18 protein-coding genes, 1 tRNA gene and 1 riboswitch are annotated in these 22,310 nt (G+C 67.3%); of the genes, 16 read left to right on the top strand and 3 right to left on the bottom strand.

The features are described from left to right. Positions 1–5: 5 nt before the first annotated feature. A complete protein-coding gene (locus NVV90_RS11800) occupies positions 6–1,046 on the bottom strand; it encodes an endonuclease/exonuclease/phosphatase family protein (protein ID WP_258437486.1) in 1,041 nt (346 codons plus the stop codon). A 342-nt stretch (positions 1,047–1,388) separates the two neighbouring features. Between NVV90_RS11800 and ileS the strand changes: the two genes are divergently transcribed. The 4 genes from ileS to ndk are packed head-to-tail and all read left to right on the top strand — an operon-like array spanning position 1,389 to position 6,976. Next, the gene (ileS, locus tag NVV90_RS11795; RefSeq protein WP_258437485.1) at positions 1,389–4,703 is read left to right on the top strand and encodes an isoleucine--tRNA ligase; all 3,315 of its coding nucleotides are present in this window, start codon (positions 1,389–1,391) and stop codon (positions 4,701–4,703) included. A gap of 3 nt (positions 4,704–4,706) precedes the next feature. After that, the gene (locus NVV90_RS11790) at positions 4,707–6,068 is read left to right on the top strand and encodes a folylpolyglutamate synthase/dihydrofolate synthase family protein (protein ID WP_258437484.1); all 1,362 of its coding nucleotides are present in this window, start codon (positions 4,707–4,709) and stop codon (positions 6,066–6,068) included. 1 nt (position 6,069) lies between these two features. Beyond that, complete coding sequence (locus tag NVV90_RS11785; RefSeq protein ID WP_258437483.1) at positions 6,070–6,522, top strand: DUF4233 domain-containing protein; 453 nt, start codon at positions 6,070–6,072, stop codon at positions 6,520–6,522. A gap of 37 nt (positions 6,523–6,559) precedes the next feature. Next, complete coding sequence (gene ndk / locus NVV90_RS11780; RefSeq protein WP_258437482.1) at positions 6,560–6,976, top strand: nucleoside-diphosphate kinase; 417 nt, start codon at positions 6,560–6,562, stop codon at positions 6,974–6,976. Between the two features lie 179 nt (positions 6,977–7,155). Here the strand turns inward: ndk and NVV90_RS11775 are convergent, their stop codons facing one another. Then, complete coding sequence (locus tag NVV90_RS11775; RefSeq protein ID WP_258437481.1) at positions 7,156–7,830, bottom strand: vitamin K epoxide reductase family protein; 675 nt, start codon at positions 7,828–7,830, stop codon at positions 7,156–7,158. 478 nt (positions 7,831–8,308) lie between these two features. On the opposite strand from NVV90_RS11775, the gene NVV90_RS11770 reads away from it, so the two are divergent. The 12 genes from NVV90_RS11770 to NVV90_RS11715 all read left to right on the top strand — a co-directional run bounded on the left by NVV90_RS11770 (position 8,309) and on the right by NVV90_RS11715 (position 21,428). Further along, a complete protein-coding gene (locus NVV90_RS11770) occupies positions 8,309–11,452 on the top strand; it encodes an Rne/Rng family ribonuclease (RefSeq protein ID WP_258437480.1) in 3,144 nt (1,047 codons plus the stop codon). 181 nt (positions 11,453–11,633) lie between these two features. After that, positions 11,634–11,730, top strand: a riboswitch (TPP riboswitch). Next, the gene (gene thiD, locus NVV90_RS11765) at positions 11,722–13,242 is read left to right on the top strand and encodes a bifunctional hydroxymethylpyrimidine kinase/phosphomethylpyrimidine kinase (RefSeq protein ID WP_258437479.1); all 1,521 of its coding nucleotides are present in this window, start codon (positions 11,722–11,724) and stop codon (positions 13,240–13,242) included. (Overlaps the previous riboswitch by 9 nt.) Before the next feature lie 385 nt (positions 13,243–13,627). After that, positions 13,628–13,936: a 50S ribosomal protein L21 gene (gene rplU, locus NVV90_RS11760; RefSeq protein ID WP_207616561.1), complete on the top strand. Its 309-nt coding sequence runs from the start codon at positions 13,628–13,630 to the stop codon at positions 13,934–13,936. A gap of 59 nt (positions 13,937–13,995) precedes the next feature. After that, on the top strand, positions 13,996–14,259 hold the full coding sequence (rpmA, locus tag NVV90_RS11755; protein ID WP_003803426.1) for a 50S ribosomal protein L27: 264 nt from the start codon (positions 13,996–13,998) through the stop codon (positions 14,257–14,259). A gap of 116 nt (positions 14,260–14,375) precedes the next feature. Beyond that, a complete protein-coding gene (gene obgE / locus NVV90_RS11750) occupies positions 14,376–15,968 on the top strand; it encodes a GTPase ObgE (protein WP_258437478.1) in 1,593 nt (530 codons plus the stop codon). Continuing rightward, the gene (proB, locus tag NVV90_RS11745) at positions 15,958–17,109 is read left to right on the top strand and encodes a glutamate 5-kinase (RefSeq protein WP_258437477.1); all 1,152 of its coding nucleotides are present in this window, start codon (positions 15,958–15,960) and stop codon (positions 17,107–17,109) included. The genes obgE and proB overlap by 11 nt, the downstream gene beginning before the upstream one ends. 26 nt (positions 17,110–17,135) lie before the next feature. Beyond that, positions 17,136–18,506: a glutamate-5-semialdehyde dehydrogenase gene (locus NVV90_RS11740; RefSeq protein WP_258437476.1), complete on the top strand. Its 1,371-nt coding sequence runs from the start codon at positions 17,136–17,138 to the stop codon at positions 18,504–18,506. An 83-nt stretch (positions 18,507–18,589) separates the two neighbouring features. After that, a complete protein-coding gene (locus tag NVV90_RS11735) occupies positions 18,590–18,829 on the top strand; it encodes a hypothetical protein (RefSeq protein ID WP_258437475.1) in 240 nt (79 codons plus the stop codon). 55 nt (positions 18,830–18,884) lie between these two features. Further along, positions 18,885–19,505, top strand: a complete 621-nt coding sequence (gene nadD, locus NVV90_RS11730; RefSeq protein ID WP_258441152.1) for a nicotinate-nucleotide adenylyltransferase — start codon at positions 18,885–18,887, stop codon at positions 19,503–19,505. Between the two features lie 7 nt (positions 19,506–19,512). Beyond that, a complete protein-coding gene (locus NVV90_RS11725; protein WP_258437474.1) occupies positions 19,513–20,760 on the top strand; it encodes a hypothetical protein in 1,248 nt (415 codons plus the stop codon). A gap of 50 nt (positions 20,761–20,810) precedes the next feature. Next, entirely contained in the window at positions 20,811–21,212 is a 402-nt protein-coding gene (gene rsfS / locus NVV90_RS11720) for a ribosome silencing factor (protein WP_258437473.1), read from the top strand. Positions 21,213–21,352: 140 nt separating this feature from the next. Next, positions 21,353–21,428 (top strand) — tRNA-Ala (locus NVV90_RS11715). 70 nt (positions 21,429–21,498) lie between these two features. Here the strand turns inward: NVV90_RS11715 and NVV90_RS11710 are convergent. Further along, positions 21,499–22,290, bottom strand: coding sequence for an SDR family oxidoreductase (locus tag NVV90_RS11710; protein ID WP_258437472.1), 792 nt, complete (start codon positions 22,288–22,290; stop codon positions 21,499–21,501). Positions 22,291–22,310: the final 20 nt, after the last annotated feature.

Raw genomic sequence — 22,310 nt, 5'->3', positions numbered from 1 at the left:
GTCGCTCAGCCGGTTGCCGGGATCCCCAGGCTCGCCATGATGGCGGCATGGTCCGATCCCGGCACCGGGTGCACGGCATAGCCGCTGCTGCTGACACCGGGACTGGTCACCAGGTGGTCGATCACGATGCCTGGCAGCGGCGGCCCCTCCATGGGCCAGGTGGCCAGCAGCCGCGCGCCGGAGGCAACCCCGACGTCCACCATCTTCCGGCCGTCCGGGCCGCCGTCCACGAGGCGGCGGAACTCAACATGGTCGTAGCTCGCGTTGAAGTCGCCGATCAGCAGCTGGTTGCCCGGCAGGGCTGCGAGGCGTCCCACCGCGGCCAGGTCGTGGCGCCACTGGGCGATGCGGACGTCCACGGGCGGCAGCGTGTGCACATTCGTCACATCGAGCACGGCCGTGGCATCCCCGGCGGTGATGGTCACCCGCACCGTAGGGATCTGGAACGGGGTATCGGGCACCCTGCCCATGGCCTGCAAGGGGTAGGCGGAGTACACGGCGCTGCCTGCGGCGTCGTCCGTGGGATCGCTGATCCGGTTCGGCAGCAGCCGGGCCAGTCCGGCTTTCGCCAGCCCGTCCTCCAGGGCCTGCGAATGTTCCTGGACGGCCAGCAGGCCGATGCCGTTCTCCCTGACCAGCCGCACGATTTCCGCCGGATCCGCCTGGCCGTACTTGGAATTGATGTTCATGGCCTTCAGCTCAAGCAGCCGGGCGCCGGCCTCGGGAACGTGCCGGCCATGGTCCAGGGGGAACAGCCAGAACAGCTGCACCGCCAGCAGCGCCGCCGTGGCCAGGGCCGCCCACACCCGGCGGCTGAACACCGCGAACAGCACGGCAAGGGCGGCCGGAAGCGCCAGCCAGGGGATGAAGGACAAAGCCTGGACCACCGGCGTCGGCCATTGCAGCGGCACCGCACGGAACACGGAAAGCGCGGCGACGGGCAGCGTCGCCACCAGGGCGGCCACCAGCCACCCCACGGCGGCCCGGGGCCGCCGTGGGGCAGCTGCCGGCACGGGAACGGTGGGGACCTCAGACGGGATGGCCATAGCCCGAGTCTAGGCAGCGGCCGCGCCCCGCACCTCATCCCCAGGGCGGACTGCCGAGTGGAGCGAGCGGCGCCGCTGCCGTTAGACTTGGGGCACAAGCTTTGACCCGGCCATCACCGGCGAGCTTCCGGAAGAACGCCCCCGCCCCCGGGGGCCAGTAGAACCGGACGGGTAAGCCCGTCACAGCAGCAATGAGCGGCCGACGCCGGTCCCTCCACGGGAGGGCAGGCATCGGTAAGTGAGGTGGTACCGCGGTACCGGTGTTGTCGCAGGGCAACGCAGGCGCCGTCCTCGCATCCTGATAGACATGAACAGTCCACCAGCTCAGACCAGGATGACGAGATGACCCATTACCCCAAGGCCTCAGCGGCCTCTTCCGGCACGCACGGCGTGTCAGCTTCCGTGAAGTTCCCGGAGGTCGAAGAGCGCATCCTTAAGTATTGGGATGAGGACGGCACCTTCCAGGCAAGCATCGACCAGCGCGATCGCGATCTTCCCGATGGGACCCCCGGCAGCAACGAGTTCGTCTTCTACGACGGCCCTCCCTTCGCCAACGGCCTGCCGCACTACGGCCACCTCCTCACCGGCTACGCCAAGGACCTCGTGGGCCGCTACCAGACCCAGCGCGGCAAGCGCGTGGAACGCCGCTTCGGCTGGGACACCCACGGGCTGCCCGCCGAGCTGGAAGCCATGAAGCAGCTGGGCATGACGGACAAGACCCAGATCGAAGCCATGGGCATCGACAAGTTCAACGACGCCTGCCGCGCCTCCGTCATGAAGTACGCCAACGAGTGGAAGGCCTACGTCACCCGCCAGGCCCGCTGGGTGGACTTCGACAACGACTACAAGACGCTCAATGTCGAGTACATGGAGTCGGTGCTGTGGGCGTTCAAGCAGCTCCACGAGAAGGGCCTCACCTACAACGGCTACCGCGTCCTGCCGTACTGCTGGAAGGATGAGACCCCCCTCTCCAACCATGAACTGCGCATGGACGACGACGTCTACAAGAACCGCCAGGACCAGACCGTCACCGTCACCTTCCCCCTGAAGGCAGGCGAATCGGACGTCTCCAAGGCCCTGGAAGGCGTGCAGGCGCTCGCCTGGACCACCACCCCCTGGACGCTGCCCACCAACCTGGCGCTCGCCGTCGGGCCGGAAATCTCCTACGCCGTGCTGCCTGCCGGCCCCAACGGCGTGAAGGCCGCCTCCTCGGAGGCGCCGGTGACCGGCAGCTTCCTGCTGGCCGCGGACCTGCTGGGCGCCTACGCCAAGGACCTCGGGTACGACGACGCCGCTGCCGCGGCCGCCGCCGTCACCGCCAGCTACACCGGCGCCGAGCTCGAGGGCCTCGAGTACACGCCGCTATGGAACGACTTTGCCGATGCCGAGAAGTTCGGCACTCAGAACGCCTGGCGCATCCTGGTGGCCGACTATGTCACCACCACCGACGGCACGGGCATCGTCCACCAGGCTCCGGCCTTCGGTGAAGACGACCAGAAGGTCTGTGAAGACGCCGGCATCCCCGTGGTGTTGTCCGTGGATGAGGGCGCCAAGTTCCTGCCGCTCTTCGCACACGGGGAACTGGCGGAGATCGTGGGCCTGCAGGTCTTCGACGCCAACAAGCCCATCACCCAGGTCCTGCGCGCCGACGGTCGCATGGTCCGCCAGGCGAGCTACGAGCACAGCTACCCGCACTGCTGGCGCTGCCGCAACCCCCTGATCTACCGTGCGGTGTCCTCCTGGTACGTGGAGGTCACCAAGTTCAAGGACCGCATGTCCGAGCTGAACCAGGACATCAACTGGATCCCGGGCAACGTCAAGGACGGCCAGTTCGGCAAGTGGCTCGCCAACGCCCGCGACTGGTCCATCAGCCGCAACCGCTACTGGGGCTCTCCCATCCCGGTGTGGCAGTCCAGCGACCCCGAATACCCGCGCACGGACGTCTACGGCTCGCTCGCGGACATCGAAGCGGACTTCGGCCGCCTGCCGCTGAACAACGACGGCCAGGTTGACCTGCACCGCCCGTTCATCGATGAACTGACCCGGCCCAACCCGGACGACCCCCGCACGCCCGAAGAGGGCCAGTCCGTGATGCGCCGCGTCGAGGACGTCCTGGACGTCTGGTTCGACTCCGGCTCCATGCCCTATGGCCAGGTCCACTACCCGTTCCAGAACCAGGACTGGTTCGACACGCACAACCCCGCGGACTTCATCGTGGAGTACATCGGCCAGACCCGCGGCTGGTTCTACATGCTGCACATCCTGTCCACCGCACTGTTTGACCGCCCCGCGTTCCGCAACGTCATCAGCCACGGCATCGTGCTCGGCTCGGACGGCCAGAAGATGTCCAAGAGCCTGCGCAACTACCCGGACGTCTCCGAGGTCCTGGACCGCGACGGTTCCGATGCCATGCGCTGGTTCCTCATGGCCAGCCCCATCCTGCGCGGCGGCAACCTGGTGGTCACCGAACAGGGCATCCGCGACGGCGTCCGCCAGGTCATCCTGCCGCTGTGGAACGTGTACAGCTTCTTCACGCTGTACACCAACGCTGCGAACGGCGGATCGGGCTACGACGCGAAGCTGCGCTATGACGGCTACGCCGACACCATGGACCAGTACCTCCTGGCCAACACGGGGGACCTCGTCCGCGATATCACGGACAAGCTGGACAACTACGACATCTCCGGCGCCTGCGACGATCTGCGCGGCTATCTGGACATGCTGACCAACTGGTACGTGCGCCGCAGCCGCCAGCGCTTCTTCGACGAGAACACCGACGCCTTCGACGCCCTCTACACCGCCCTCGAGGCCGTGTGCCGCGTCTCCGCCCCGCTCCTGCCGCTGATCTCGGAAGAGATCTGGCGCGGACTGACAGGCGGCCGCTCGGTGCACCTGGCCGACTGGCCGGAAGCTGCACTGTTCCCGGCCAACGCCCCGCTGGTGGAGGCCATGGACCGCGTCCAGCAGATCTGCTCCACCGGATCCTCGCTGCGCAAGGCGGCCAACCTTCGCGTCCGCCTGCCCCTGCAGGAAATGACGGTGGTGGCACCCGGTGCCGATGCGCTGGAAAGCTTCGGCGCCGTCGTCGCCGATGAACTGAACCTGCGCTCGGTGCGCCTGCTCGACGCCGCCACGGCCTCCCCGGAGGAGTTCGGCATCGAGCAGAAGCTCGTGGTCAACGCCCGCGCCGCCGGGCCGCGCCTGGGCAAGAACGTGCAGCAGGCCATCAAGGGCTCCAAGTCCGGCGACTGGTCCGTCAACGACGCCGGCGTGGTGACTGCGGGCGGGCTCGAGCTCGAACCGCAGGAGTACACCCTGGAAACGGTCGTGGCCGAATCCGCCACCGGGGTTTCCGCCTCCGTGGCCGTCCTGCCCGGCGGCGGCTTCGTGGTCCTGAACACCGAAGTCACCCCGGAGCTTGCAGCCGAAGGCTTGGCCCGCGACATGGTCCGCGCCATCCAGCAGGCCCGCAAGGACGCCGGGTTCAACGTCAGCGACCGCATACACACCACGGTGCTGGCCACCCACGAGGTTGTCGACGCCCTCCGCGCCAACGCGGAACTGGTCAAGAACGAGACCCTGTCCCTGGTGCTCGAACCCGTGGTGTCCGGCGATGCCACCGAGCCGCAGATCACCGTCAACAAAGTAGAGGCCTAGCACATGAGCGACGAATTCTCCGTAGAGAGCGTCTACGCCGAGCTGTTGGGACGCGCTCCCGAGAACAAGATGGAGCCGCGCCTGGCGCCGCTGTTCCGGGCGATGGATGTGCTGGGGGAGCCGAACAAGGCGTTTCCGATCATCCACATCACCGGCACCAACGGCAAGACCTCCACGGCCCGCATGATCGAGGCCGGGCTGCGTGCCCATGGCCTCAGCACCGGCCGCTACACCAGCCCGCACCTGTCCAAGGTCACCGAGCGCATCAGCATCGACGGCGCCCCGGTGCCGGACGCTACGTTCGTGCGGATCTGGGATGAGATCCGGCCCTACCTGGAGATTGTGGACAAGGAACTCGAAGCGGACGGCCAGCCCCGGCTGACGTACTTCGAATGCCTCACCATCCTGGGCTTCGCGATCTTCGCGGACCAGCCCGTCAATGTGGCCGTCATCGAGGTGGGCCTTGGCGGCGTCACCGACGCCACCAACGTGGGCGACGGCCAGGTTTCCGTGATCACGCCCATTTCGCTGGACCATACGGACCTCCTGGGCGAGACCACCGAGGACATTGCCTACGAAAAGGCCGGAATCATCAAGCCCGGCGGCTTCCTGATCAGCGCCGCCCAGCCGGTGGACGCCGCCCAGGTACTGCTGGAGAAGGCCCGTGAAGTGGACGTGCCGTTCCGCTTCGAAGGCGTTGAATTCGGCGTCGAATCCCGCAGCGTTGCCGTCGGCGGCCAGGTCCTCACTGTCCAGGGCCTCGCCGGGCGCTACGAGGAGCTGCTGCTGCCCCTGCACGGTGCCCACCAGGCGGAGAACGCGGCCGTGGCCGTGGCTGCCTTGGAGGCGTTCCTCGGCGGCGGCGAAAGGGAACTCGACGTCGACGTCCTCCGCGAGGCCTTCGGCAACGTCACCTCTCCCGGCCGCCTGGAGGTGGTGCGCACGGCGCCCACCATCATCGTGGACGCCGCCCACAACCCGGACGGCATCCGTGTCTCGGCCGAGGCCATCCAGGAGGCATTCAGCTTCAGCAAGCTGGTGGTGGTGATCGGGATCCTCAAGGAAAAGGACGCCGAGGAGATCCTCCGCCAGCTCAAGGAATCCCTGGGCGGACTCGCTGAGGAATTCTGCTTCACGCAGTCCAACTCGCCGCGCGCCATCCCGGCCGCCCAGCTGGCGGACCTCGCCGTCGATCTCGGCTTCGGTGCCGAGAACGTCCACATCGCCGAGAAACTGGACGACGCCATCGAGTGGGCCGTGGAACGCGCCGAAGCCAACGATGACCTGGCCGGCGGCGTCCTGGTGACCGGCTCCATCACGGTGGTGGCCGAAGCCCGCATGCTGCTCGGAAAGGCGGACGCCTGACATGGCCAAACTCACCAAAGCACAGCGGGAATGGCGCCCGGGCATGCCCAAGAAGCGCCGTTCCACCAAGGTCATGTTCGCCTCCACGGTCCTCCTGCTGGAAGCCTTCGTGGCGTTCTTCGCCACTCTGGTTGTCTTCGGACTGAAACGCGGCGAAGTGGCGCCCGGCCTGATCCTCGGCTTCGGCATTGCGCTCAGCGTGGTGCTGGTCCTGGCCTGCGCTGTGGTGCGCAAGCCGTGGGGCCTGGCCGTCGGCTGGGGCCTGCAGCTCGTCCTGATCCTGACCGGAATCGCGGAGCCGATGATGTTCATCGTGGGCATCCTGTTTGCCATCTGCTGGTGGTACGGGATCCGCACCGGCATGAGGATCGACCGCGAGGTGGCCGAACGCGACCGCCAGCAGGCCGAATGGGACGCAAGCCACGGCGACGAAGCCACCCCCGAAACCCCGTAAACTGGCTGGGAAACCCACCAACCACATTGGAGCAACTGTGAGCATTGAGCGGACCCTCGTCCTGATCAAGCCCGACGGCGTCGCCCGCAACCTCAGCGGCAACATCATCGCCCGTATCGAAGCCAAGGGCTACACCCTGGCAGAGCTGAAGAAGGTCAACGCCAGCCGCGAGCTGCTGGAACAGCACTACGAAGAGCACGTCGGCAAGCCGTTCTACGAGCCGCTGGTCGAGTTCATGCTCAGTGGACCGGTCATTGCGGCCATCTTCGAGGGCCACAGTGTCATCGAAGGCTTCCGCTCCCTGGCCGGCACCACGGACCCCACGACGGCGGCGCCCGGCACCATCCGCGGCGACTTCGGCCGCGATTGGGGTCTGAAGGTCCAGCAGAACCTGGTCCACGGCTCGGACTCCGTCGAATCCGCCGAGCGCGAGATCGGCATCTGGTTCGCGTAGCCGCTGACCTTCCGCCCCGGCCATGAACCCATGGGCGCGAGCGTGCAGCTGAGGCCCCGTTTTCTTAGGAAAACGGGGCCTCAGCTGTTCGCTCGGGCGGGTGCTACGCGGGTGCTACGCGGGTGCTACGCGGGTGCTACACGGTTCGTCGCCGCGGCGTCGCCGCTGTTGCTGCGGGCTCAGTATCCGGAGGTGCCGGCGAAGACCTGGATGAAGGCGAAGAAGATGCTCGCGGCCACGGCCACGTAGAGCAGGGCCGTAATGATCCAGCCCGAGTCGCCCAGCAGCTTTGCCAGCCCGGCGGGGACTTTGATGACGCCGTGAGTGATGTTGCGGATGGTGACCCACACGAAGAGCGGGATCATGACCGCCCACACCACCATGCAGAACGGGCACAGTACGTGGATGGCGTACAGGGCCTGGGACCACAGCCACACGACGAAGGCGAAGCCCAGGGTGACTCCGGTCTGCAGCCCCAGCCAGTAGCCGCGCGAGAACCGCGCTCCGGCCAGCAGGCCCATTGCCGTGGTGATGATGACGGCGAAGGCCACGATCCCGATGAACATGTTGGGGAAGCCGAACAGCGAACTCTGCCAGGTCTGCATCACCGCGCCGCAGGACACCCACGGGTTCACATCGCACAGCGTGATGTGGTTGGGGTCCTTGAGCATTTCGAGCTTCTCCAGGACCAGCGCGCCGGAGGCAAGCCAGCCGATGACGCCCGTGATCAGGAGGAGCCAGGCAAACGGCTTGTCGCGCACGGTCTTCGGAAAGACCTGGATGGCGGCGGCGTCGTTGTGCCGTGCTGGCGGGGAGTCGTTGTGGGCCAGGTTTTCCCTGGCGGTGCTCGACATGGCGGATGCAGTCCTTTTCGGCAAGGCCCGGCGCGGCCGGGGATGGCTCTTGGGAGGATTCTAACGCTGCGGTCTGGATGTCGCTCCCAGCCAGGATTCCCGACGACGGCGGCCGCCCCGGAGGGGAGCCTACCTCCCCATTGCATGGGGGTGTGAGAGAATGAACATGGCCGGAAGCCGTTCCACATGCGGACTCCGGTCCGGTGAGTTGTTCCCAAGACCGCCAACCATGAGCAGGGCATCCCGGATCACGTGATCCTCGGCCGGCCCGCCATGTGAATGGACGGCACCTGGTTGTGGCAACAGAACAACGGGTTTCAGAACAGCGCCGCCGGCCTTCCAGGCCTGCCGCACCCCTCTGCTGGTGCGAGCCGGGAGGCAAACTACCGACTTCTGTCAGGGCCCGAGGGTTTTGACAATATTTGCCCCTCTGGGCGCCGGATGTGGCGGCGCTGCTTGGGCAGGAGTGTTGCCACATATGGATAATGACCAGGTTGTAGCCGTTAACGAAGAAGCGGCATCCGCAGAAGCCGCGGAAGCACCAAAGAAGACCACCAGGACCCGGCGCAAGGCCGCGCCCAAGGCGGCAGCGGCCGAAACCGCTCCCGCAGAGGCCGCTCCTGCGGACAGCACCGCCGAAATCCCGGCCCCTGAGGTTCCTGCCGCCGAGCCCGCCGCGGAGGAACCGGCCGTCAAGGCGCCGGTCCGCCGCAGCCGCGCCCGCAAGGTCGTCGAGCCGGCCGAGCCGCTTCCCGTTTTCGTCGAGGACGCAGCGGAAGCCGCCCCGGAAAGCGAAGCGGCGCCGGAAGCGGCACCCGCCGCAGCCGAAGCCCCGGCAGAAAAGCCGGTCCGCCGCCGTCGAGCCACCACCGCGAAAGCGAAGGCTGCCGAAGCGGCTCCCGTCGAGGAAGCCGCCGTTGAAGACGCTGCCGTGGAAGCGGCCCCTGCCGCGGAAGCACCCGTCGAGGCTCCGGCCGAGGAAGCTCCGCTTGATGAGACCTTGGAAGAGAAGGAAGCAGCCGGCGCGTCTGCGGCCCTGTTCCTCGAACCGGTCACCATCACCTCCATGATTTTCCAGGCACCCGACCTGAGCACCGTCGCCCGCCCCGTCGTCGTCGAGGACGAGGACGAGGACAGCGAAGAGGCCGGGGAAGCCGAAGAAGGCGAGCTCGAGGATGCCGGCAGCCGTCGCCGCCGGCGCAGCCGTGGCCGCCGTGGCCGCCGCGGCACCGAACGTGAAGAAGGCGACGCCGAGGACGCCGGGGAGTCCGACGACGACGCCCCCGCAGCGGAAACGCTGGAGGACGGCGTGACCTCCCGCCGTCGCCGTCGCCGCCGCCGTGGCGACCAGGACCTGGAACTGACGGGTGGCGGAGACGACGATCCGCCCAACACGGTGACCCGTGTGCGTGCCCCCCGCGCCATTAGCGAGGCGCCGGTCAGCAACCGCGTGACCAGTGTCAAGGGCTCCACCCGACTTGAGGCCAAGAAGCAGCGCCGCCGCGAATCCCGCGAGACCGGGCGCCGCCGCCAGGTCATCACCGAGGCCGAGTTCCTGGCCCGCCGCGAATCCGTGGACCGCCAGATGATCGTCCGCCAGCGCGACGACAGAATCCAGATCGGCGTCCTGGAAGACGGCGTGCTCGCCGAGCACTTCGTGTCCAAGACGCAGCAGGACTCCCTGATCGGCAACGTGTACCTGGGCAAGGTCCAGAACGTGCTGCCGTCCATGGAAGCCGCCTTCGTGGACATCGGACGCGGCCGCAATGCCGTGCTGTACGCCGGCGAGGTCAACTGGGACGCCGTCAACCTCGAAGGCCAGCCGCGCCGCATCGAGAACGCGCTCAAGTCCGGCGATTCCGTCCTGGTGCAGGTCACCAAGGACCCGGTGGGCCACAAGGGCGCCCGCCTGACCAGCCAGATCTCCCTCCCGGGCCGCTACCTGGTGTACGTGCCGGGCGGTTCCATGACCGGCATCTCCCGCAAGCTGCCCGACGTCGAGCGCAACCGCCTCAAGCGCATCCTCAAGGACCGCCTGCCGGAGAACGCCGGCGTCATCGTCCGCACCGCCGCCGAAGGCGCGTCGGAAGAAGAGCTGACGCACGACATCAACCGCCTGCGCGCGCAGTGGGAAGGCATCGAAGGCCAGGCCACGTCCACCAAGATCCTGGCCCCCGAGCTGCTCTACGGCGAACCTGACCTCACCATCAAGGTGGTCCGCGATGTCTTCAACGAGGACTTCTCCAAGCTGATCGTCTCCGGTGACGAGGCCTGGGACACCATCGAGGCCTACGTGACCTACGTGGCGCCGGACCTGGTGGGCCGGCTCGAGAAGTGGAGCAAGGACCAGGACATCTTCTCCGCCTGGCGGATCGACGAGCAGATCCACAAGGCCCTGGACCGCAAGGTCTTCCTGCCGTCCGGCGGCTCCCTGGTGATCGACCGCACCGAGGCCATGACCGTAGTGGACGTCAACACCGGCAAGTTCACCGGCAGCGGCGGCAACCTCGAAGAGACCGTCACCAAGAACAACCTTGAAGCGGCAGAGGAAGTCGTCCGCCAGCTGCGGCTGCGCGACATCGGCGGCATCATCGTGATCGACTTCATCGACATGGTGCTCGAGTCCAACCGCGACCTCGTGCTGCGCCGCATGGTGGAGTGCCTGGGCCGCGACCGGACCAAGCACCAGGTGGCTGAAGTGACCTCGTTGGGCTTGGTCCAGATGACCCGCAAGCGCATGGGCACCGGCCTCCTGGAGGTCTTCGGCGAGCAGTGCGAACACTGCGCAGGACGCGGTGTGGTGACCCACGATGAACCCGTGGAACACCGCCGCGCCAACGTGGTAGCCGCCGAGCACCACCGCCCGCACACGGAGTCCCAGCCCGCAGCCCGCACGGACCGCAAGCGCCGCCGCGGCAAGGGCGGCCTGGTCATCGACGCGCCCGTGGCGCCGCAGGCTCCGGCCCCGGCCCAGGCTGCTCCTGTGGCACCGGCCGCAGCGCACGAAGCTGTTGATCCGGTGCGCCAGGCGAAGGCCGAGGCAACGCGCGCCGCACTCGCCAACATCGCGGCCGCTGCCCACGCGGCGCACCTGCACGACGACGAGCTGCACCAAGCTGCTGCCGCTGCGGCTTCCGCTGCGGGACAGGCTGCCGAAGCCACCGACGCCGGTTCCCACGATGTGCGCACGGCACCCGTGCTGCGCTTCGGCGGCGAGGAGGTCGCGCTGCCGTTCGTGGACCACTCCGAGGACGCTGCGTCCACTGCGCCGGCCATGAGCCTGGACCTCCTTGCGGAGGCCTTCCAGCACCTGGGCGAAGCACCCGCTGCCAAGGCGCCGGCCGCCACAGCGCCGGCCGCCACGGCGCAGGCCGCGGCGGCTGAGGAAGCCCAGGGCTCGTCCCGCTCCCGCGGACGGCGTGGCCGCCGCAACCGCAGCGCCAGCCGCGCCCAGGGCGCAGCCAACGAGACCACCGTGGAGCACCACGATGTGGCCCCGCCGGCCGCCGGCGGCACCACGCACGAGGCCAAGGCCCCGGCAGCGGTGAAGGCATCGGCCAAGGCGGCGCAGGCCAACGAGCCGATCATCCTCGGCGTCGGCGTCCCGGCCTCCGAACTCTAGGCTGGCCGGTCTCCGGGCAGGCCGTTCACAGCAGCACCGGGCCCCGGCAGGCTCCGCACAACGCGGACCCTGCCGGGGCCTTGCTGTATCCGGCCCGTTGGCTACACGGCCCAGGGGACGGGAGCCCCGGGGTCACAATGTCCGGGTAACCCGGGGGCGCCGGACGTGTCGGCTACGCTAGGGATCTGACACGGGGTGCCGGCACAAGCCTGGCTGAGATCCAGACCCGTTGAACCTGTCCGGTTAGCACCGGCGAAGGGATGTCTTTCATGACTTCAACGTCCTATTCGACTGTCTACCCGCTTCCCTCCACGGGCCGCAGGATCCCCAGGGTGCTCAGCATCGCCGGTTCCGATCCGTCCGGTGGGGCCGGTATCCAGGCGGACCTGAAAAGCATCGCGGCCAACGGCGGCTACGGCATGGCTGCCGTCACCGCCCTGACCGCCCAGAACACGCAGGGCGTCACCGGCGTCCACGTGCCGCCGGTGGAATTCCTGCGCCAGCAGCTTGAAGCCATCAGCGACGACATCGCCGTGGATGCCGTCAAGATCGGCATGCTGGGCGACGTGGCCGTCATCGACGAGGTCCGCCGCTGGCTCCAGAAGGTGCGGCCCGCCGTCGTGGTCCTTGATCCCGTCATGGTGGCCACCAGCGGCGACCGGCTGCTGCGCGAATCGGCCGAAACCGCCCTGCGGGCCCTGCTGCCGCTTGCGGACCTGATCACGCCCAATCTGCCGGAGCTGGCCATGCTGCTGGGCGAGCCGGAGGCCTCCGACTGGGCCGCGGCCCTGGACCAGGGCAAGCGGCTGGCGGCGGAATGCGGCAACACCGTGCTGGTCAAGGGCGGGCACCTGCCCGGTATGGAATGCCCGGATGCCCTCGTCAACACCACGGGCCTGCTCCGGCAGGACGTGGTGGAAGTCGCCGGAGCCAGGGTCCACACCCGGAACAGCCACGGCACGGGGTGCTCCCTGTCCGCGGCCATGGCCACGGCCCAGGTCCGCCACGGCGATTGGGAAGCGTCCTTGCAGGAGGTCAAGCCCTGGTTGCAGGAGGCGCTGGCCACCTCCGGAAGGCTCGAAGTGGGCCAAGGCAACGGCCCCGTCAACCATTTCCACCAGCTGGAGCGCGCGCTGAGGCCGGGGGAGTACGCCGCGCAGCTGTGGCGGGACGCCTCGCCCGAGCTCCAGGCCATCTACGGCCTGGAGTTCATCCGCGGGCTGCAGTCCGGCGAACTGCCGGAGCGCGAGTTTGCCTACTACCTGGCCCAGGACGCCCTCTATCTCAACGGCTACTCACGGGTCCTGGCCAGGGCCGGCGCCTTGGCCCCCACCGAGGCTGAGCAGCTCTTCTGGGCCAGCGGATCCCAGCAGTGCCTGGAAGTGGAGTCGGAACTGCACCGGAACTGGCTGGCCGGCCGGAACGTGGAGGCGGCCACCGGGCCCGTCACCAAGTCCTACGTGGACCATCTGCTGGCAGCGTCGGCGTCGGGCAGCTACGCCGTGCTGCTCGCCGCCATCCTGCCCTGCTACTGGCTGTACGCGGAGGTGGGGCAGCAGCTCCACGGCGCCTACGTGGAGGCCGGAGCTTCATCGGAGCACCCCTACGCCGATTGGCTGCGTGCCTACGCGGACGAGGACTTCGCGGCCGCCACCAGGCAGGCCATTGACTTCACGGATGCCGCCGCCCGGGCAGCTTCGCCGGCGGAGCGGGACGCCATGCGCGAGGCCTTCGCCTGGTCCTGCCGCTATGAGACGGCGTTTTTCGACGCTCCGCGGCTGCACGCCTGAACGCGGCCACAGCGCGGGCGGCGCGTGCGGCGGGCAGAAAGCCAGGCTGCGCCGCGCGTCGCAGGTGCCGATCCCAACTTAATCGCCGGAAGGCTGTAGGCTGTATGGGCACGGTACCGGACGCAGTGATGCCAGCTTGTGGTGATCATCACCTGGCGGCCTCCGGACCTGGCCTCATTTGCAGCCGAAGGCCAAACTAGCGTAATCTAGATCTTCGGTGCTTACGCCAACACTTGGGTTATGCCCCTTGGAATTGTTCATGGGATGACTCACGGGCTTCGATCTGAAGTCCACGGCGTTGAGGCACAGCGGGAACCAGGCCGGTTTCGGTTCAAGGTTCCGCACGCAAATTTAGTAAGAAACGTCGAGAGAAGTGAGTGCCCAAGTGGTGTACGCGATTGTCCGCGCAGGCGGCCGCCAAGAAAAAGTTTCCGTTGGAGACTACGTAACGCTGAACCGCGTCCCCGGTGGAGCCGGCAGCACGCTTGAGCTGCCCGCCTTGCTCCTGGTTGACGGTGACAAGGTCACCTCCGCCGCTGCGGACCTGGCCAAGGTCAAGGTTACGGCCGAGATCCTCGAAGACCTCCGTGGTCCGAAGATCGTCATCCAGAAGTTCAAGAACAAGACCGGCTACAAGAAGCGCCAGGGTCACCGTCAGGAACTGACCAAGATCAAGATCACGAGCATCAAGTAACTTCTGTTACGTTGTTCCGGTTTTCAGTTTCCCCAGAAATTTAAAGGCAGGCATTTCAAATGGCACATAAAAAAGGCGCGAGCTCCACTCGCAACGGTCGTGACTCCAACGCCCAGTACCTGGGCGTAAAGCGCTTCGGTGGCCAGGTTGTTTCCGCTGGCGAGATCATCGTCCGCCAGCGCGGCACCCACTTCCACCCGGGCGCCGGCGTCGGTCGCGGTGGCGACGACACCCTGTTCGCCCTGCAGGCAGGTGCGGTTGAGTTCGGTACTCGCCGCGGCCGTCGCGTAGTGAACATCGTTGCTGCTGCAGCTGCAGAGTAACAGCAAGTTCTGAACCGGTGGAGCGGGCCAACAGGCCCGCTCCACCGTTCTTTTAACCGCATTACAATCGACTAGGAAGCCTCCGGGCGACTGGTTCAGCAATAGAGGAGATTCACGTGGCGAGCTTTGTAGACCGGGTAGTCCTGCACGTATCCGGCGGTACCGGCGGCCACGGCTGTGTCTCTGTCAAGAGGGAGAAGTTCAAGCCGCTTGGCGGTCCCGACGGCGGCAACGGCGGCGACGGCGGCGACGTGATCCTGCGGGTGGACCACCAGACCACCACGCTGCTTGACTACCACCACGCCCCGCACCGCCACGCCACCAACGGCGGCCCGGGCATGGGCGACTGGCGCGGCGGCAAGAACGGCGAAACCCTCATCCTGCCAGTGCCGGACGGCACCGTCGTCAAGACCAAGGATGGCAAGGTCCTGGCCGACCTCGTGGGCGAAGGCGCCGAATACATTGCCGCAGCTGGCGGCCAGGGCGGCCTCGGCAACTCCTCGCTGTCCTCCCAGAAGCGCAGGGCCCCCGGCTTCGCGCTCCTTGGCATCGAAGGCGATTCCAGCGACATCGTCCTGGAACTGAAGTCGATTGCCGACATCGCGCTGGTGGGCTTCCCATCCGCCGGTAAGTCCAGCCTCATTGCTGCCATGTCCGCCGCGCGGCCCAAGATCGCCGACTACCCCTTCACCACCCTGATTCCCAACCTGGGCGTTGTGGAGTCCGGCGACGTCCGCTTCACCATCGCCGACGTCCCCGGCCTCATCGAAGGTGCCAGCGAAGGCAAGGGCCTGGGCCACAACTTCCTGCGCCACGTTGAGCGCTGCGCCGCCCTGGTCCACGTCCTGGACTGCGGCACGCTCGAATCCGACCGCGATCCGCTCTCCGACCTCTCCATCATCGAGGCCGAGCTGGAGAAGTACGCCGTGGACATGAGCTACGCCGGTGTCGACGGCGAAGTGGTTCCCCTGAACCACCGCCCGCGCCTGGTGGCCCTGAACAAGGTTGACCTCCCGGACGGCAAGGACATGGCGGAATTCGTCCGCCCCGAACTGGAATCACGCGGTTACCGGGTGTTCGAGATCTCGGCCACGAGCCACGAGGGCCTGCGCCAGCTGGGCTTCGCCATGGCCGAGATCGTCAAGGCGGCCCGCGACGCCGTCGCCGCGGCCCCGCCGAAGGTTGCCCCGCCGGTGCTGCGTCCCCGCGCCGTCAACGAGTCCGGCTTCCGGATCCGCCGCGAAGAAAAGAACCTCGAGCCGCTGTTCCGCGTCCTCGGCGAGAAGCCGGTCCGCTGGGTCAAGCAGACCGACTTCACCAACGAGGAAGCCATCGGCTACCTCGCCGACCGCCTGGCCAAGCTCGGCGTCGAAAATGAACTGTTCAAGGTCGGCGCCAAGCCGGGCGATACCGTGGTGATCGGCGAGGACGACGGCGTTGTCTTCGACTGGGAGCCCACCATGATGGCCGGCGCCGAACTGCTGGCCACCCCGCGCGGCACCGACATCCGCATCGCCGATATCGGTGACCGCCCCACCCGTTCGCAGAAGCGCGAAGAGCAGATCGAGCGCCGCGAGGCCAAGGCTGCCGCGCGTGCGGAGCTGGAAGCCGAGCGCAAGGCCGGCATCTGGACCGAATCCGTCAGCCGCCGTCGGGCCGCAGCCCAGCCCCTGAAAGAAAGCAGCCTGGACACCGGTGATGACGCCTAGGACTCCTGAGTCCCCGAAGCACACTGAAGAAGCCGAACGCGCAGCCCTGGCCGGGGCCAAGCGCATTGTGGTCAAGGTCGGCTCCTCGTCGCTGACCAGCATCAAGGGCGGCATTTCGGAGAAGGCGCTGACCGCCCTGGTCAACGCCCTCGCCGAAAAGCGCAACGCCGGCACGGAGATCATCCTGGTTTCCTCCGGCGCCATCGCCGCGGGCCTTGCCCCGCTCGGCCTGGCCAAGCGGCCACGGGACCTGGCCACGCAGCAGGCTGCCGCGAGCGTCGGCCAGGGGCTGCTCATGGCCCGGTATACCCAGGCTTTCGGCGCGCATGGCGTGACCGTCAGCCAGGTGCTGCTGACCGCCGATGACCTCATGCGGCGCACGCAGCACACGAACGCTTTCCGGGCGTTGGACCGCCTGCTGAACCTCGGCGTGGTGCCGGTTGTCAACGAAAACGACACCGTGGCCACGCACGAGATCCGTTTCGGCGACAACGACCGTCTTGCGGCCCTGGTGGCGCACCTCGTCCGGGCCGATGCGCTGGTACTGCTCTCCGACGTCGACGCCCTCTACGACGGCCCGCCGTCGCAGGGCGCCGAGCGCATCCCCCTGGTCCGGGGTCCGCGGGACCTTGAGGACGTCACCATCGGCAAGGCCGGCAAGGCCGGGGTGGGTACAGGCGGCATGATGACCAAGGTCGAGGCCGCGTCCATGGCCGCCGGATCCGGCATCCATGCCCTGGTGACCTCGACGGCGAATGCCGCCGCGGCGCTGGCGGGGGAGGATGTGGGAACCTGGTTCGCCGTCAATGGCAACCGCAAGCCCGTCCGGCTGCTGTGGCTCGCGCACCTCGCGTCCGTTCAGGGGCGCCTGCTGCTCGACGACGGCGCCGTCAAGGCCGTGCGCGACCGCCACACCTCGCTGCTTCCCGCCGGCCTTGCCGGCGTGGACGGCGAATTCGAGGCGGGCGATCCCGTGGAGATGGTTGCCCCCGACGGCACGGTGGTGGCCCGGGGACTGGTGAATTATTCTTCGGTGGAGCTTCCGCGCATGCTGGGACGTTCCACCAAGGAACTCGGCAAGGCCATGGGCCGCGGATATGACCGCGAAGTGGTCCATGTTGACGACCTCGTGCTCGTTTAGCGGCGGGGCTCCACTAAACTTGGAGCATGACTGAAGCGCTCACGCCCGATAGCCCTGTGATTTCCGACGCTGTAGTGTCCGGCCTTGCCGGCATCGCGCCGGAGAGCCCTGCTGCCGCAAGCGAGCCGCTGACCCCGGAGTCCATTGAATCGGCCGTCCACGCCATCGCCGACCGTTCGCGCATGGCTGCCCGCCGCATGGCCCAAGCCAACCGCGCCTGGAAGGACCGCGCCCTGCGTGCCATCGGCGCCAAACTGCTGGAGAACCAGGCCGGCATCCTGGCTGCCAACGCCAAGGACGTCGCCGCCGGCCGGGAGAACGGCACCTCCGCCGCGCTCCTGGACCGGCTCACGCTGACCCCCGCCCGCATCGACGGTCTCGTGGCCGCCCTGGAAAACCTTGCAGGCCTTCCTGACCCCGTGGGCAACGTGGTCCGCGGCCAGACCCTCCCGAACGGTCTGCGCCTGCGCCAGGTCAACGTCCCCATGGGCGTGGTGGCCGCCATCTACGAGGCCCGCCCCAATGTCACGGTGGACATCGCCGGGCTCGCCCTGAAGAGCGGCAATGCCGTCATCCTGCGCGGCGGTTCCGCCGCCGCCCACACAAACTCCGCCCTGGTGTTCCTCCTGCGCGACGCGCTGGAGTCCGTGGGCCTGCCCGCCGACGCCGTCCAGACCGTGGACCAGTACGGCCGGGAAGGCGCCAACGTGCTGATGCGCGCCCGTGGCCGGGTGGACGTGTTGATCCCGCGCGGCGGCCGCGAGCTCATCCAGACGGTGGTGATGAACTCCGCTGTGCCGGTCATCGAGACCGGCGAGGGCAACGTACACATCTTCATCGACGAGTCCGCCGGCGAGGAAATGGCCGTGGACATCCTGCTCAACGCCAAGACACAGCGCCCCAGCGTCTGCAACACCGTGGAGACCCTGCTGGTGCACTCGCGCTCCACGGTGCTTCCCGCCGTCGCGTCCGCCCTGCGGGCTGCAGGCGTCACGCTCCACGTGGACGGCCGCGTTGCCGCCGCCCTGGGCAGCGACGTCGAGACCGTCCCGGCCGACGACGAGGATTGGGCCACGGAATACATGGATCTCGACCTGGCAGTGGCCATGGTGGACAACCTGGATGAAGCCGTCCAGCACATCCGCAAGTGGACCACCGGCCACACCGAGGCCATCCTGACCAACGACCTCAGCAACGCCGAGCGGTTCATCGCCGAGGTCGATTCCGCAGCGGTCATCGTGAACGCTTCCACCCGTTTCACCGACGGCGGTGAGCTGGGGCTCGGTGCCGAGGTTGGAATTTCCACGCAGAAGCTGCACGCCCGCGGCCCCATGGGCCTCACGGAGCTGACCACCACCAAGTGGATCGTCCAAGGCGAAGGCCAAGTCCGCGCCTGACAACGCGGTAACATAGAACAGAAGTCCGCGAACGGCGGGGAGTCCCGCCGTCGACATTTTTTGAGAACTCACTAGGGGAGAAAATGCTGTTCCAGCAGATCGCCACGTCAATCGCCGCGCAGACCGAAGGTGGTCATGAGGAACTCGCCCCGCTGTGGGCCGAGCCTTGGGTCTTCGGCGTTGTGATGTTCGCCCTCCTGCTGGTCCTCATGTTCGTCACGCTCTCCTACACCAACCTGGGCAACCGCCACGAGGCCACCGAAGAGCACTCCGATCCTCACCGCCAGCACCCCAACAAGCACACCCACGGGCAGGGCCACTAACATTATTGCCGCATCACGGCGCGGGGAGTCGGGGCGCAGGCTCCGCCTGGGCGTGATGGGTGGAACCTTTGATCCCATCCATCACGGCCACCTTGTGGCTGCCAGTGAAGTTGCCGCCAAGTTCGATCTCGACGAAGTCGTGTTCGTGCCAACCGGCCAGCCTTGGCAGAAGTCCAGCAAGCACGTCAGCGAACCGGAACACCGCTACCTGATGACTGTTATCGCCACGGCTTCGAACCCCAACTTCACGGTGAGCCGCGTGGATGTAGACCGCCCCGGTCCCACGTACACCATCGACACCCTCCGGGATCTCAGGTCCCTGCGTCCTGACGCCGATCTGTTCTTCATCACCGGTGCAGATGCCTTGGCGCAGATCCTGTCCTGGAAGGATGTGGACGAGCTCTGGTCCCTGGCGCATTTTGTCGGCGTCACCCGGCCCGGGCATGTCCTGGACGACATGGGCCGTGACGACGTCAGCCTGCTCGAAGTCCCCGCCATGGCCATCTCCTCCACGGATTGCCGCGCCCGTGTGGGCTCCGGCAACCCGGTCTGGTACCTGGTGCCGGATGGCGTGGTGCAGTACATCGCCAAGTATGGGCTGTATGCAGCGCAGCCCGGGGCGGGAGAGCCGACGCTCGTCCTGTCCGGATCAGACGACCAAGCACGTACTGAATGAGTTTTGAATGAGCCAGCAACAGCCACCCATCCGTAGCAGACGCGAGCTCCGCCGCGCCCGGGATGAGCGCCTCGAGCAGGCGCCCGGTGCGGGTGCCGAAGCCCCCGACGCCGGTGCTGCGGCACGAGCTGTTGTTCCCGGAGCCCCTGTCTCCGGCGAAGCGCCGGAGACTTCCTCGCAGCCCGATACGGGCAGGGTCCGCCGCGTGGCCGAGGCCCCGGTCGACGCCGTCGCATCCTCGCCCGCGACTGAGCGGTCCTCGCTGGTCCGTGCCCGCGACCGTGCAGCGCTGCGCGCCATCAAGGAACTCGCGGACAAGGAAGAGCAGCTGTCCGGCGGGGGACCGCCCACACGGCGCCAGCTCCGTCTGCAGCAGCTCCAGGAGGAGATTGCCCCGGCAACCTCCGCAGTTCCCACAGTGCCGGGCACGGCCGCGCCTGGTTCGCTTGCCGGAGAAGGCGACGGGGTCAACGGCGGCGACGGCGGTTCGGGTGCCGTGCCGGCTGGGGCCAAAGCGGCCCTGGCCAAGCCGGGAGCCAAGCCGGCCGCGCCCGGAACGGGGCCGACTCCCGCGGACATGTCCGTTGAGCAGGCCCTGGCAGTCCGCCAGCTCATCACCGCCCAGGTGGAAAACCAGACGGCGAAGCTTGAGCACATCGCCGAGGAAGACCCGCTGGCTGTGGATCCTGAGATCCTGGCCCAGCAGATCGCCTTGGCCGAACGTGCTGCGGTGCTGAACCGGCGTGCCGCGGCCAAACAGAAGCTCGCCGAGCAGAACCAGCTTCCGGCGCCCGTGGCGGCGGATCCTTCGGCGGCCAGTAACCTGGCCATGGTCACGCCCCTCGAATTCGTCAAGGTTCCCGGCGTGGACCGGCCGGTCATGAAGCCACCCGGCACAACCTTCGTGCCTGTCATTACTTCGCAGGGGCCGGCGCTGGAGTCTGCCAAACCGGCTTCGGCCAAAGCGGCGAAGCCGGGCCTGGCACGGGGGCGCTCAGGCGTCCTGGCGCGTGCCGAAGCGGCAGCCAAGTCGGCGCCGAACCGGACTGCTTCGCCGGCCCAGGCCGGCGAAGACGAGCCCTTGCATTCCCCGATTGCCGCCAGTTCGGCGTACGGCCTGGAGCCGTTGGACGCCAACACCGCCGGCCTCGGCCGCGCGCAGCGCAACCGGATGATCCAGTTGCTCGTGCTTGCCCTCGGAATCGTCGCCTTGGTTGCAGGCGTCGTCATGATCACCAGCGGCATTTCCCGCTGACACAACGGCTTAGGCCACCCAATAGGCATTCAGCCACAACAAGGAGTCCCATGACTGCACATGAAACATCCATAGCCCTGGCCCGCGACGCCGCCCACGCGGCGGCCGGCAAGCTCGCCGAAGACATCGTGGCCCTGGACGTCAGCGAACGTCTTGCCCTGACTGATGTCTTCCTGATCGCTTCCGCTCCCACGGAGCGGCAGGTCAACGCCATCGTTGACGGCATCGAGGAAGAGCTGCTCAAGCAGGACCTTCGACCGGTCCGCCGCGAAGGCCGCTCCGAGGGCCGCTGGGTTCTCCTGGACTACGCGGACATCGTCATCCACGTCCAGCACGCAGAGGACCGCGTTTTCTACGCCCTGGACCGCCTCTGGAAGGACTGCCCCGTGGTGGACCTGGAGCTCGGCGACGACCCTTCCGCGAAGGCTCCTGTAGCCGAGGAAGTCGAGTAGCAGCAGCGGCCAGGCACCCGAATATGCCCGATTTGGAATTTTCGGAAATGCTGTTCTAAGATATTTGAGTTGCTTCGGAGAGATCCGAAACGGTGAAGGGCTGAAATGCCGGGCACGTGTTTATGAAGCAACGAGAATATGGGGCTGTGGCGCAGCTGGTAGCGCACCTGCATGGCATGCAGGGGGTCAGGGGTTCGAGTCCCCTCAGCTCCACCATATGAGCTCTGCCCGGTTGTGAATCCACGAACCGGGCAGGGCTTTTTGCTTTAACATTCCGTTTCCGGAATCACCCCACGAGCTGCCGTGCCGGGCGGACACTGCGTTCCGCAACCGCGATGACCAGTTTCTCGGGGAGCAGTTTCACGGCAACCCGGGCGACGACGGAATTGAGCCAGCCGTCCACCACGCTGGGCTTGTTGCCGCGGAGGGCGGCCAGCGCAGTATCGACCACCTGTTCCGGAGTGCGCAGGGACCCCACCGCGGCGGCGTCGCCGGCCGTGTCGAAGAACGGAGTGTCCGTTGCGCCGGGGCAGACGGCGAGGGCCTTCACTCCGGTGCCCTGCGTCTCGGCCCAAAGCGCCTGCGTGAAGGAGAGGACGAAGGCCTTGGTTGCGCCGTAGACCGCCATGTGGGGGACCGGCTGGAACGCTGCAGTGCTGGCGATGTTGATGACTGCCCCGAAGCCCCGCTCCACCATGCGGGGCAGGTACCGGGTGGTGGTTCCCACCAGGGTTGTGCAGTTCAACTGGATCTGTTCGGCCAGCCTGTCGGCGTCGGCATTGACCACCTGCCCATGCGAACCGAATCCGGCGTTGTTGACCAGGATGTCCACCTCAATCCCCAGGGCATCAGTTGCTGCGTGGAGGCGTTCCGCGGCATCGGGAACGCTGAGGTCTGCGGCGAGGACCGTGACCTCCGTGCCGCCCTCTCGAAGTTCCTGGGCCATCAGTTCCAGCTTGTCCTGGCTCCGGGCCGCCAGTACCAGGCGGGCACCTTCAGCCGCAAGCCTCCGGGCAAAAACGGCGCCGATGCCCATTGATGCACCGGTGATGAGGGCGGTCTTTCCTGAGATGTTCATCTTTCCTCCTAATAAACTGA

The sequence above is a fragment of the Arthrobacter sp. CJ23 genome (genome assembly GCF_024741795.1).
Lineage (GTDB): Bacteria > Actinomycetota > Actinomycetes > Actinomycetales > Micrococcaceae > Arthrobacter.
Note: the sequence above shows the minus strand (reverse complement) of the source record. Positions and strands in the feature narration are given on the sequence as shown.

Bases quoted from the DNA above. Each gene is read 5' to 3' on its own strand.
- NVV90_RS11800 (WP_258437486.1), bottom strand. From the start codon at position 1,046: ATGGCCATCCCGTCTGAGGTCCCCACCGTTCCCGTGCCGGCAGCTGCC.
- ileS (WP_258437485.1), top strand. From the start codon at position 1,389: ATGACCCATTACCCCAAGGCCTCAGCGGCCTCTTCCGGCACGCACGGC.
- NVV90_RS11790 (WP_258437484.1), top strand. From the start codon at position 4,707: ATGAGCGACGAATTCTCCGTAGAGAGCGTCTACGCCGAGCTGTTGGGA.
- NVV90_RS11785 (WP_258437483.1), top strand. From the start codon at position 6,070: ATGGCCAAACTCACCAAAGCACAGCGGGAATGGCGCCCGGGCATGCCC.
- NVV90_RS11775 (WP_258437481.1), bottom strand. From the start codon at position 7,830: ATGTCGAGCACCGCCAGGGAAAACCTGGCCCACAACGACTCCCCGCCA.
- NVV90_RS11770 (WP_258437480.1), top strand. From the start codon at position 8,309: ATGGATAATGACCAGGTTGTAGCCGTTAACGAAGAAGCGGCATCCGCA.
- thiD (WP_258437479.1), top strand. From the start codon at position 11,722: ATGACTTCAACGTCCTATTCGACTGTCTACCCGCTTCCCTCCACGGGC.
- rpmA (WP_003803426.1), top strand. From the start codon at position 13,996: ATGGCACATAAAAAAGGCGCGAGCTCCACTCGCAACGGTCGTGACTCC.
- proB (WP_258437477.1), top strand. From the start codon at position 15,958: ATGACGCCTAGGACTCCTGAGTCCCCGAAGCACACTGAAGAAGCCGAA.
- NVV90_RS11740 (WP_258437476.1), top strand. From the start codon at position 17,136: ATGACTGAAGCGCTCACGCCCGATAGCCCTGTGATTTCCGACGCTGTA.
- NVV90_RS11735 (WP_258437475.1), top strand. From the start codon at position 18,590: ATGCTGTTCCAGCAGATCGCCACGTCAATCGCCGCGCAGACCGAAGGT.
- nadD (WP_258441152.1), top strand. From the start codon at position 18,885: ATGGGTGGAACCTTTGATCCCATCCATCACGGCCACCTTGTGGCTGCC.
- NVV90_RS11725 (WP_258437474.1), top strand. From the start codon at position 19,513: ATGAGCCAGCAACAGCCACCCATCCGTAGCAGACGCGAGCTCCGCCGC.
- rsfS (WP_258437473.1), top strand. From the start codon at position 20,811: ATGACTGCACATGAAACATCCATAGCCCTGGCCCGCGACGCCGCCCAC.
- NVV90_RS11710 (WP_258437472.1), bottom strand. From the start codon at position 22,290: ATGAACATCTCAGGAAAGACCGCCCTCATCACCGGTGCATCAATGGGC.